Origin of the sequence: Rhodococcus oryzae (assembly GCF_005049235.1) — a bacterium.
Classification (GTDB): domain Bacteria; phylum Actinomycetota; class Actinomycetes; order Mycobacteriales; family Mycobacteriaceae; genus Rhodococcus_G; species Rhodococcus_G oryzae.
Map to the genome: position 1 here is coordinate 22,853 of NZ_SUMD01000021.1, position 11,116 is coordinate 33,968.

General features: G+C 70.6%; 12 protein-coding genes and 1 pseudogene. 6 read left to right on the plus strand and 7 right to left on the minus strand.

The genetic code is table 11. The annotated features are described in order from the left end of the window. Nucleotides 1–558: a ferritin gene (locus FCG67_RS24685; RefSeq protein ID WP_281282359.1), complete on the plus strand. Its 558-nt coding sequence runs from the start codon at nt 1–3 to the stop codon at nt 556–558. Between the two features lie 98 nt (nt 559–656). Then, a complete protein-coding gene (locus tag FCG67_RS24690) occupies nt 657–1,205 on the plus strand; it encodes a ferritin (protein WP_097214366.1) in 549 nt (182 codons plus the stop codon). A gap of 69 nt (nt 1,206–1,274) precedes the next feature. On the opposite strand, the gene pdxR is transcribed toward FCG67_RS24690, so the two are convergent. Further along, the gene (pdxR, locus tag FCG67_RS24695; RefSeq protein WP_211243321.1) at nt 1,275–2,675 is read right to left on the minus strand and encodes a MocR-like pyridoxine biosynthesis transcription factor PdxR; all 1,401 of its coding nucleotides are present in this window, start codon (nt 2,673–2,675) and stop codon (nt 1,275–1,277) included. A gap of 50 nt (nt 2,676–2,725) precedes the next feature. On the opposite strand from pdxR, the gene FCG67_RS24700 reads away from it, so the two are divergent. Beyond that, nucleotides 2,726–3,184 (plus strand): carboxymuconolactone decarboxylase family protein, encoded by a 459-nt coding sequence (locus tag FCG67_RS24700; RefSeq protein ID WP_077043260.1) that lies wholly within the window; start codon nt 2,726–2,728, stop codon nt 3,182–3,184. A gap of 27 nt (nt 3,185–3,211) precedes the next feature. After that, nucleotides 3,212–4,150 (plus strand): NADP-dependent oxidoreductase, encoded by a 939-nt coding sequence (locus tag FCG67_RS24705; protein ID WP_136912213.1) that lies wholly within the window; start codon nt 3,212–3,214, stop codon nt 4,148–4,150. 81 nt (nt 4,151–4,231) lie between these two features. On the opposite strand, the gene FCG67_RS24710 is transcribed toward FCG67_RS24705, so the two are convergent. Genes FCG67_RS24710 through FCG67_RS24725 form a run of 4 tightly spaced genes read right to left on the minus strand, consistent with a single transcriptional unit; the run spans nt 4,232 to nt 7,316 of the window. Continuing rightward, complete coding sequence (locus FCG67_RS24710) at nt 4,232–5,170, minus strand: DUF5926 family protein (protein WP_136912214.1); 939 nt, start codon at nt 5,168–5,170, stop codon at nt 4,232–4,234. A gap of 23 nt (nt 5,171–5,193) precedes the next feature. After that, nucleotides 5,194–5,943: a glycerophosphodiester phosphodiesterase gene (locus FCG67_RS24715; protein WP_136912215.1), complete on the minus strand. Its 750-nt coding sequence runs from the start codon at nt 5,941–5,943 to the stop codon at nt 5,194–5,196. Continuing rightward, nucleotides 5,940–6,971 carry a DUF4328 domain-containing protein gene (locus FCG67_RS24720; protein WP_136912216.1) on the minus strand — a complete coding sequence of 344 codons (1,032 nt, stop codon included), beginning with the start codon at nt 6,969–6,971 and terminating at the stop codon, nt 5,940–5,942. Before FCG67_RS24720 ends, FCG67_RS24715 begins: the two co-directional genes overlap by 4 nt. Continuing rightward, nucleotides 6,972–7,316 (minus strand): rhodanese-like domain-containing protein, encoded by a 345-nt coding sequence (locus tag FCG67_RS24725; RefSeq protein ID WP_211243322.1) that lies wholly within the window; start codon nt 7,314–7,316, stop codon nt 6,972–6,974. It lies immediately after the preceding gene. A 123-nt stretch (nt 7,317–7,439) separates the two neighbouring features. On the opposite strand from FCG67_RS24725, the gene FCG67_RS24730 reads away from it, so the two are divergent. Continuing rightward, complete coding sequence (locus tag FCG67_RS24730) at nt 7,440–8,369, plus strand: LLM class F420-dependent oxidoreductase (RefSeq protein ID WP_136912217.1); 930 nt, start codon at nt 7,440–7,442, stop codon at nt 8,367–8,369. 10 nt (nt 8,370–8,379) lie between these two features. Here FCG67_RS24730 and msrA read toward each other — a convergent pair whose 3' ends face one another. After that, nucleotides 8,380–9,090: a peptide-methionine (S)-S-oxide reductase MsrA gene (gene msrA, locus FCG67_RS24735; RefSeq protein ID WP_136912218.1), complete on the minus strand. Its 711-nt coding sequence runs from the start codon at nt 9,088–9,090 to the stop codon at nt 8,380–8,382. A 490-nt stretch (nt 9,091–9,580) separates the two neighbouring features. Continuing rightward, a complete protein-coding gene (locus tag FCG67_RS24740; protein ID WP_136912222.1) occupies nt 9,581–10,717 on the minus strand; it encodes an acyltransferase family protein in 1,137 nt (378 codons plus the stop codon). Between the two features lie 266 nt (nt 10,718–10,983). On the opposite strand from FCG67_RS24740, the pseudogene FCG67_RS24745 reads away from it, so the two are divergent. Continuing rightward, nucleotides 10,984–11,116, plus strand: a pseudogene (locus FCG67_RS24745) (superoxide dismutase); the annotation flags it as partial.

Below are 11,116 nucleotides of genomic sequence, written 5' to 3' on the forward strand. Positions count from 1 at the left end.
ATCTTCACGACCATGACCAACTCCCGGCAGCGCAGCGAGTTCCACGACCTCCTCAGCGAACAGGTGCGCAACGAGTTCACCGCCTCGCAGCAGTACATCGCGGTCGCGGTGTTCTTCGACGGGTACGACCTCCCGCAGCTGGCGGCGCGCTTCTACGGGCAGGCCAACGAAGAACGCAACCACGCGATGATGATGATCCAGTACCTCATCGACAACGACCTGGAGGTCGCGATCCCCGGGATCGACGCCGTGGTCACCGAATTCGACTCGGTGCGCGCGCCCGTCGAGTTGGCGCTCGAGCAGGAGCGGCAGGTCACCGACCAGATCACCAAGCTCGCCCGCACCGCCCGCGACACCGGCGACTATCTCGGCGAGCAGTTCATGCAGTGGTTCCTCAAGGAGCAGGTCGAGGAGGTCGCCTCCATGACCACCCTGCTCACCATCGTCGACCGGGCGGGCGAGAACCTGTTCGCCATCGAGGATTTCGTCGCGCGGGAGATGAAGTCGCCGGTGGCGGCCGATTCAGGCGCTCCGAAACCTGCAGGCGGCGCCATTTAGGCTCGGCTCAATTAGGTTTCACTCAATTAGGGAATACTCCCCTCAATAAGGCTCGACTTGGATGACATGCGGCCTGACCAGCTATATCGTTTCGCCGCATGAGCGATTCCGCAGATACTCAACGGACCAAATTCCATGCGCTCCTGCACGATCAGATTCGCAACGAGTTCAACGCCTCGCATCAGTACATCGCTACGGCGGTCTTTTTCGACAACGCGGATCTGCCCCAGCTGGCCAAGCATTTCTATTCGCAGGCCGTCGAGGAACGCAACCACGCGATGATGATCGTCCAGTACTTCCTGGATCGGGACATGACCGTGGAACTGAGTGGCGTCGACGCGTCGAAGTCCTACTTCGAGAACACCCGCGAACCGATCGCGCTGGCCCTCAAGCAGGAGCAGGTGGTGACCGAGCAGATCATCCAGCTCGCGAGCACCGCCCGCGAGGAGGGTGATTACCTCGGCGAGCAGTTCATGCAGTGGTTCCTCAAGGAGCAGGTCGAGGAGGTCGCCTCCATGACCACCCTGCTCGCCATCGCCGATCGGGCAGGCGACAACCTCTTCCACCTCGAGGACTTCGTGGCCCGCGAGATGAACAGCGTGGGCGACACCTCGGGTGCGCCGCCCGCCGCGGGCGGGTCGATCTAGACCCGGTCTAGCCGGACGCAGCATCGCGGCCGAGGGTGTGGCCGCACACACCCTCGGCCGCTTTGCGTTTCAGCGGAGTCGGGCGGCGACACCCAGCGCCCGGCACAGCGCCTCCAGCGCCCCGGCGAAGGCGTGCTCAGCGGGGGCCCCGTACCCGACCACCAGGCCGTCCCGCGGGGCGTCGCGCGCATCGGGGTGCCGGAAGGTCGACAGTGCGCCCACCGCAAGGCCTTCCGCGGCAGCGGCCGACAGGACCCGCGCCTCGGCGCCCGGCGGCAGCTCCAGCACCGCGTGCAGACCCGCCGCGATGCCCGTGACCCGGACTGCGGGAGCCCGATCTACGAGGGTGGCCACCAACTGGTCGCGGCGCCGGTGATAGCGGCCGCGCATCAGCCGGATCTGGCGGTCGTATCGACCCGAGACGATGAAGTCCGCGAGCGTCAGCTGATCGGGCACGCTGACCCAGCGCTCCCAGATGCCCTTGACCTCCAGCACGGGGTCGACGAGGCGGTCGGGCAACGCCATCCAGCCGAGGCGCAGCGCGGGCGAGAGGCTCTTGCTCACCGAGCCCAGGTACACCACCCGTTCGGGGTCCAGATCCTGCATCGCCCCGACCGGCTGGCGGTCGTACCGGAACTCGCCGTCGTAGTCATCCTCGAGGATCAGCCCTCCCGACCGGCTCGCCCAATCGACCGCCGCCGCACGGCGTTCCGGGTGTAGCGGCCCACCGATCGGGAACTGGTGGGCGGGCGTGAGCAGCGCGGCGGCCGCCCCCGACCGCGCGAGCTCGCCGATCAGCGCGCCGTCCGAGTCGACGGACAGCGGCACCGTGCGCACCCCCGCCGCACCGAGCAGCTCCCGGTGCACGTGCAGGCCATGTCCCTCGACCGCGACGGCCCCACCCAGCAGCGGGGCGAGCAGGGTCAGAGCGTGCGCGGTGCCCGCGCAGACGACGATGCGGTCCGGGTCCGCGCGCACGCCGCGGGCGCGGGCCAAATAGTCCGCGAGGGCGTTTCGCAGCTCCGGCCGCCCCCTCGGATCGCCGGGGCCGAAGGCGTCGCTCGGGGCCGCCGTCAGGGCGCGCCGCGCGGAGGCCAGCCACGCGGTCCTCGGAAACGAGGCGGCATCCGGGGAACCCGGCATCAGGTTGTGCACGGGCCGGACCGGCGGGGCGGGCCGCGGCGTCCTGGGGTCGGCAGCGGGCGCGGCCCTCGGGGCCACCCGGGTGCCCGAGCCCCGGCGGGCGGTCAGCCAGCCCTCCGCGACCAGCTCGGCGTACGCGTCCGCGACGGTGTTCCGCGCGATGCCGAGATCCGCGGCCAGCGTGCGCGAGGGCGGTAGCAGTGCACCCGGCGCCAACCGTCCGGAGCGGATGTCCTCCCGGAGGGTGGCCATCAGCGACGAGCGGAGGCCGCCGCGACTGCGGAGGTCGAGGTGTAGATCCAATCCAGAATTGGCCCATGATTCCACCCCTGAATTGAACCACTCATTCGGTCCATTACCCGCCTAGAGTCATTCCCATGACGACAACCGAGACAGCACAGCGGGTCAACATCTTCAAGCAGTCCCCCGAGGTCTACCAGGCGATGATCGCTCTCGACGCCGCCGCCAAGAAGGGCCTCGACCCGGTCCTCGTCGAGCTCGTGCTCACCCGTGCCTCACAGATCAACCACTGCGCCTGGTGCCTGGACATGCACACCCAGGACGCCCGCAAGGTCGGCATCAGCGAGCAGAAGCTCTACCTGCTCAATGCCTGGGAGGAGGTGCCTGGCCTGTACACCGAGCGCGAGCGCGCCGCCCTGGCCCTCACCGAGGCGGTCACCGTGCTGACCGACGGCTTCGTTCCGGACGAGGTGTACGCGCGGGCCGCCGAGCAATTCGAGGAGCGGGAGCTGTCCCAGCTGATCGCCGTCATCTTCACCATCAACTCGTGGAACCGGATCGCGGTCAGCACCCGCCGCGTCCCGCCGATCCGCTGAGCGCACGCCCCTGAGAGGAATCGAGAAGTGAAAGCTGTTCGGATCCAGGAGAACCGAGGCGCGGACAACCCGGAAGCGCTCGTCCTCGAGGAGGCGCCGTACCCGCAGGCCGCGACCGGCGACGTGATAGTCCGGGTACGCTCCGCCTCCTTCGTCCCGGACGAACTCGACTGGCCGGGGACCTGGACGGACCGGGCAGGCCGTGACCGGACCCCGAGCATCCCAGCCCACGAGGTCGCCGGTGTCGTCAGCGAGATCCCCCACGGCACCACCGGATTCGAGATCGGCGACCGGGTGTTCGGCCTGACCGACTGGCATCGCGACGGCGCCGCCGCCGAGTTCGTGGCCGTGGAGGCCCGCAACCTGGCCACGATTCCCGAGTCGATCGGATTCCGGGAGGCCGCCGCACTCCCCCTGGCGGGCCTCACCGCCTGGCAGGGACTCTTCCGGCACGGCGGGCTGACCTACGGCGATGCGTCTGGGCGGACGGTCGTGGTGCACGGCGGCGCAGGCGGCACCGGCTCGCTGGTGGTCCAGCTCGCTCATGCCGCGGGGGCGCGGGTCATCGCGACCGGCCGGGCGGCGGGCGAGGAGCAGGCCCGCGGTCACGGCGCGGACGACTACGTGACGCTCGACTCCGGCGGCCTCGACGAGACCCGGTTCGGTCCGGTGGATCTGGTGTTCGACACGATCGGCGGGGAGGTCCTGGCCCGGTCGGCCGCGCTCGTGCGGCCCGGCGGCACGCTGGTGTCGATCACGGCGCCGCCCCCGGTCGCGCCGGTCGACGGTCGCGCGGTCTTCTTCATCGTCGAGCCCGACCGACACGAACTCGGGGAACTCGCGCGGCTGGCCGAGCAGGGAGTACTACGCCCCCACGTCGGCGCCGCCTATCCGCTCGCCGAGGCGCGGACCGCCTTTCTCGCCAAGCGACGGGGGATCCCCGGCAAGGTCGTCCTCGACGTCTGAGGAATGCGGCTGCGCCGCCCGTGAGCGCTTGACGAGTCCCTGGACTCCATGAGCACGCACGGGCGGCGCAGCCGCCTCTGATCAGCGGAGTGTGACCTGGCGGGCGCGCAGACCGTCGCGCGAGCGCAGCTCATCGGAGGTGAGGGGCGCGTCGACGGCCAGCGCGTCGGCCAGCCGCAGCCCGAGCTCGGCCGTCGCGGGCGCCCACTCCTGGGCGTGCCGCTCGGGGTCGAGATCGAACACCGGCACCAGCAGCCCGTGGGTACGGAACGAACCGGCGTACCGCGACCCCTCGCCGAGGTGCAGTCCACCGGCCGCATGCACGCGGGCCAGGGCCAGCATCAGCTGGTCCTCGTCCTCGGGCCGCACCCAGCGCAGGTGCGCCTTCTCCCCGGCGTCGACCCACCACGCGGCGACGATGCCCTCGCCGTCGAGGCGGGCGGACGGCATGATCACCGAGTTGGCCTGCTCGACGGTGGCGGCGACCTCCGGGGCGGGCGTGACGCCCTCCGGGATCCACCAGTTGAAGTCCTGGTACACGCTGATCTCGAGCAGCGTGTCCGCCTCGATCACGTCGCCGAGGCGCGGTCCGCCCGGCTGTGCGTCGGTCGCGGCGAGGGACTGCCCCGGCTCCGCGGTGGCGGCCCAGTTGACGGCGGCGGCCAGATCGGCCGAGAGATCGGCGGACTGGCCGGGCACCTGCAGGCCGACGAAGCCGGTGGCTGCGGCGGCGGTGCCGCCAGATTTCGCGGCCGTTTCGTCGCGGACGAGGCCCGCCACCGCGCCGGGCAGCACGGTCGCGGCCACGACCGTGCGCTCGCCGCCGGTCAGCGGCAGCGTCGCCGTCGCGGACGGGACGAACTCGCGCATCGCGACGAGATCACACTCGGCTGCCAGTCCCTCGAAGGGGCGCGGCACCGCGGCGGCCGCGGCGCTCTCCTGGGCAGCGCGGCGCTCGGCGAGCTTCGCCGCGCGGTTGCTGCCGGGCTTCGGACCACTGTTTCTTTTGCTCTTACCCACGTCGGGAAACCTACACGTCGCGGCTACTGAGCGAGCCACTCCTTGGTCCGGCCCGGATGGTTGGTGGCGATCCAGCCGACACCGAGCTCCCGGCACAGCTGCACGTCGTCGAAGTCGTCGACCGTCCAGCAGTACGTGGCCCTGCCCGCCGCGGCCGCCCGGTTCACGATCTCGGGGTGCTCGCGCAGCGACTTGATGGACGGGCCGACCGCGGTGGCGCCCACGGTGGTCGCCGCGCCGCCACCCAGGTATCGGGACGACTCCCCGAGCAGCACCGTGGGCAGCAGCGGCGCCGACCGCCGGATCCGCCAGACCGCGGCCGCCGAGAACGACATGATGACGGCACGGGAGTGGTCCGCGGACGGGGGTGCGGACAACCCGAACCGGGACAGCTCCGCGAGCACCTTGCTCTCCACCAGCCCGCCGAATCGGACCGGGTGCTTGGTCTCGATGAAGAGCTTGGTCGGGCGGCTCGTGTGGTCGAGAACCAACGTGATCAGCTGGGCAAGGGTGAGAACCGGCTCCCCGTTGGCACCGAACTCGAGCTCGTTGAGGTGCTTGAGCGTCATCTCGCTGACCAGCCCGGTGCCCGTGGACGTGCGGTCGACGCGCCGGTCGTGCACGCACACCAGATGCCCGTCCCGGGTCAGCCGAACGTCGCATTCCAGCCCGTCGGCGCCCTGGTCGAGGGCCAGCTCGTACGCGGCGAGGGTGTGTTCGGGCAGGGCGGCGGATGCGCCGCGGTGCGCGACGACGCGGGGCTCGGGGGTCACGGCGCCCCCGCTTCCACGCGCTCCGGGGTCCGGGCGGGTTCGGCAATCCCGGCGGGCTCGGTAGCCTCGGCAGTCCCGGCGGGTGCGGCGGGTGCGGCGGGCTTGGCCGACTCGGGTACCGCGACGAGCCAGCGGGTCAGCTCGCGCTGCTTCCCGGTCGGGCTCAGACCCTCGACGCGGTGGATGACCAACAGCGTCAGCACCGCGACCGCGACCGCGACCAGATCGGTGACCGCCGCGAGCAGCACCCCGTCGGCCTGCGCCTGCAGCGAGTCCAGCCCGCGCCACCACAGATTCACCACGAACAGCACACCGCCGCACGCCCAGGTGACCCACCACACCCGGAACAGCTTGCGTGTCTGCGGGTCCGGCTCGTCCAGCTCGGTCAGGAACACCCCCGGCATGGCCAGGTTCACCACCGGGACCAGGCAGCCGAGGGCGAGCGTCGACGGGCGGCGCGGGTCGACGTGTCCGCTACGGGCGAAGGCGCGTCGCCGGGCCCCCACCAGCCAGGCGACGGTGGCCACGGCGGCGCACACTGCGACGATCGGGGCGAGCAGACCGGCCGCGGAGACCAGCCCGTCGGACACCGCGAGCAGCCCCGGCCCGATCAGCGTGCTCCGGTTCCGCAGCAGCAGCCCGTAGCGGAACAGTTCGGCGAGCGCGGCCAGCGCGAACAGCGCCGCCGTCGCGCTCAGCAGGGCGGGAGCCAGCTCGGCGAGCTGCTCACGACGCCCGGCCACCGGTTCCCGGTCGGGAGCGGGGGGCACGTCGTGCAGGCCCCATCGGGGCATCTCGCGGTAGGACGGCGGGCCCGGTTGGGCCGGGGTCCGGGCCGGGCGGACCCGGCTCGTCGCCGCCCCTGGCCGTCGGGCGACCCATCGGAAGTTGCGCAGGTTCGGCGGTTCCGGGCGCGCCGGATCCGTCGGTGAGAGCAGCACGCCGTGGCACCGCGGGCACCACTGCGCCGGGCCCCCGACAACCGGCCATCGGGCGGCGCAGCGGGCACAGACCTGAACGGTGCTCATCTAGTAGATCTTTGCCGACCCGCCGCCGTCGGCGGTCAACGGCCGGCCACATTTCTGCCAGGCCACCATCCCGTCGACGACGTTGACCGCGTCGAACCCGACCTGGTTGAGGTATTCGACCACCCGCTGCGACCGCCCGCCGGAACGGCACACCACGTACACCTCTGCGTCCATGTCGATCTCCGCCATCCGCGCGGGCACGTCGACCATCGGGATGTGCAGGGCACCGGGCGCATGCCCGTCCGCCCACTCCTCGTCCTCGCGCACGTCCAGCAGGATCACCGAGTCGGACAGCTCGGCCGGTACCTCCGCAGCGGGCACCGAGGGCACATCACCAAAGCTCACGCCATCGATACTGTCACGTTCCGCGGCGGCTCGTCGGCGGAGGCGGGAACGGTTCCCGGCGCGCGGGGGGTGCCCGCGTTGTGGTGCATGCGCGCCCGCGCCGGATACGGCAGGCTGGCACGCATGGAGCTGAGAATCTTCACCGAACCGCAGCAGGGCGCCACCTACGGGCAGTTGCTGCGCGTCGCGCAGGCCGCCGAGGACCTCGGCTACGGCGCCTTCTTCCGATCCGACCACTACCTGGCGATGAACTCCGACGGGTTGCCCGGCCCCACCGACGCCTGGATCACCCTTGCCGGCCTCGCCCGCGAGACGTCCACGATCCGGCTCGGCACGCTGGTCACCTCCGCGACCTTCCGCTACCCGGGGCCGCTGGCGATCAGCGTGGCCCAGGTGGACGCGATGAGCGAGGGCCGGGTGGAGTTCGGCATCGGCGCCGGCTGGTACGAGGAGGAGCACCTCGCCTACGGCATCCCCTTCCCGTCACTGAAGGAGCGTTTCGACCGGCTCGAGGAGTCGCTGGCGGTGATCACCGGCATGTGGGAGACGCCGGTCGGCGGGTCCTTCTCGTTCGACGGCGCGCACCACCGCATCGAGGATTCGCCTGCGCTGCCGAAGCCGTTCCACCACGCCGGGCCGCCGATCATCATGGGCGGCATGGGCAAGCGCCGCACCCCCGAGCTGGCGGCCCGCTACGCCGACGAGTTCAACCTGCCGTTCGTCTCCCTCGACGGCACCGCCACCCAGTTCGAGCGGGTGCGCCAGGCCTGCCGCGTGATCGACCGCGACCCCGCCGAGCTCACCTACTCCAATGCGCTGGTGCTCTGCTGCGGCCGCACCGAGAGCGAGCTCGCCGCCCGCGCGGCGCGCATCGGGCGGGAGGTCGCCGAACTGCGGGAGAACGGTGCGGCCGGTTCACCCGCCGAGCTCGTCGACAAGATCGGCCGGTACGGCGAGCTCGGCGCGAGCCGCATCTATCTGCAGACCCTCGACCTCGAGGACCTCGACCACCTGGAGCTGGTCGCGAACGAGGTCATGCCGCAGCTCGGCTGAGGGCGGCGGGTCAGCTCGGCGGCAGGATGTCCTTCTGTGCAGGCACCTCGTCCTGCTTCAGCAGGCCGACCGGGCAGCTGACGCCCGTGGCATGCACCGGGCAGTAGCCGCCGGGGTTCTTGGCGAGGTACTGCTGGTGATAGTCCTCGGCGTAGTAGAACTCGCGGAGCGGGGCGATCTCGGTGGTGATCGCCCCGTACCCGGCGTCGGCCAAGCGGACCGCGAACGTCTCCGCGGTGGCGTGTGCGATCGACTGCTGCGCGTCGTCGGTGGTGTAGATCGCCGAGCGGTACTGGGAGCCGTGGTCGTTGCCCTGCCGCAGGCCCTGCGTGGGGTCGTGGTTCTCCCAGAACTGCTGCAGCACGCTCGCGTAGCTGATGACCGCCGGATCGAAGACGACGAGCACCACCTCGGTGTGCCCGGTCCGGCCCGAGCAGACTTCCTCGTACGTGGGGTTGAGGGTGAACCCGCCCGCGTATCCGGCCGCGGTGCTGTACACCCCGTCGAGCTGCCAGTACTCCTTCTCGGCGCCCCAGAAGCAGCCCATGCCGACGACCGCGGTCTGCATGCCCTCCGGGAACGGCGGGGTCAGCGGGTGCCCGTTGACGTAGTGGGCGTCGGGAACCCTCAGCGGCTGGGTTCGGCCGGGCAGCGCCTCGTCGGCGCTCACGATCGCTGTTTTCGCCGCCGTGCGGCCGAGGATGTCGTCGTACCAGGACATGATCCGATGCTACGCGCGGCCGCAGCGCCGGCGGTTCCGTCGTCGTTGCGCGGGCTCGGAGGCCGCACGCCTCGGTAAGCTCGCCGGTGCAGTTGGGGGGCCGACCGTCGTCGCAGGAGGCGTAGATGTCACCTCAGGAACCCGAGGGCGATGCGCAGGGATCGCCGTTCCCGCCGCCGTTCAAGTGGGACGCCACGCGGCCGGCCCCGAAACCCGCGCGGCAGCGATCCGAGGGGCCTCGCCCCGAGCCGCCGGTTGTCGTGGCAGAGCCGCCTGTTTCGCCGAGGCCGACCGAGGCAGTGATCCCGAGGCCGACAGCGCGGGCGGTCCCGAGGCCAACTGAGACAGCACTCTCAACACCGGTGTCCGCGCCGATCCCAGAACCCGCGACCCCGTCGGCCGACACCGAGCTCGGTGCGACACCGGTCAGCCCGCCCTGGCTCGCACCGGAACCCGCCGCCGGGCACGACCGACAGTCCGCGCCCGGGCCTCAGTCGGTCGTCCTCGCGGTACTGATCGGTGTGGTGGTCCTGGTGGTCCTCGGCGTCGTCGCGTTCGTCGTGCTCTGAGCGGACCGCCCGAAGCGGTGTGACTGCGCGCCGATCCATCGGCTCGAGGGCACCTCGACGAACCGGTACAGCAGCTCCGCCGCCCCTGCCGTCACCAGCAGGAAGGCGAGCACCGCGCCCGTCCGGCCCAGGTGGCCGACGGTGTTCTCGTACACCCGGTACAGGATCAGCGTGTGCAGCAGGTAGATCGCGTAGCTGCGGGTCGCGGTCCAGCGCACGACACTGAGCCGACCGAGGTAGCCGTCGTACCGCACCAGCGCCAGCACCACGCAGGTGACCACGAACATCGTCCACAGGTAGCGGTCCCCCGCCCAGTAGACGTGGCTGTCGGTGGCCAGGCGCACCACCTCGGCCTGCGCCATGGTCGCGACGATGATCCAGCGCCAGTTCGCCAACCGCGCCCAGCCCAGGTAGATGATCTGGCCCATGAACACCGCTGGCAGGGTCGCGGCGACCTTGGACAGCATCGGCACCGCGTACGGCTGCGGCACGTACAGGTTGTAGAGCAGCACCGCACTGCACACCGCCGCGCCCGCGAGGGGTACCGCGATCGGGATCGTCCTCAGCAGCGGCCGCGCGGCGACGCAGTACAGGTAGAAGAGCACCTGCACGACCAGGGTCCAGGTCACCCCGAGCACCGCGACCTCCGGCGTGAGGAAGAACCCGCCGAGCACGAAGCTGAGCGCCGCCTCGGAGTTCGAGATCCCGTCCTGGCCGCTGAACATCCCGTTGATGCCCAGACGCACCAGGACGATGGCGACCAGGATCGCCACCCACAGCGCGGGCAGCAGCCGGCCGACCCGGTTGAAGAGGAACCGACCGGGGGTGTGCCGGGTGGCCGACGCGGTGAGCATCAGCCCCGTGAGCATCATGAAGATCGCAACACCGAGGAACGAAAGGTGCTGGTTGAGTCCGCCACCGGCCACCAGCACCGTGTAGACGCCGTCGATCAGCCACCAGCCGGAGCCGAGGTCGTCGATCAGGTAGTACGAGATGTGCGAATAGATGACGGCGAGCACCGCGATCGCGCGGAGGAGATTGGCTCCGCCGAACTCGATCCGAGGCGGCGATGACGCGCGCACGGAATCGTGTTGCAGTCGGAGCACCACCCAATATTAAGGTTTTGTTTACCGACCGGACGAACCGGTGTCGGAATTCGGGGCGTTCGGCGACCAGCCCTGGACGCGTCGCTCGCATCCGCGCCCGCCTGGTCGCAAATCTTGCGGACGGTGTACGAATGAGATTGGGTTATGCCCGAGAAGGATCGACCCAAAATCGAACTTGGTACACGCCGGGCGTGCGCGCCCGTAAGGAAGGGACCCTCGTGTCTGTCTACTCGCTGCCTGAACTGCCCTACGACTACGCCGCCCTCGAGCCGCACATCTCCGGCAAGATCATGGAGCTGCACCACGACAAGCACCACGCCGCCTACGTCGCAGGCGCCAACGCCGCCCTCG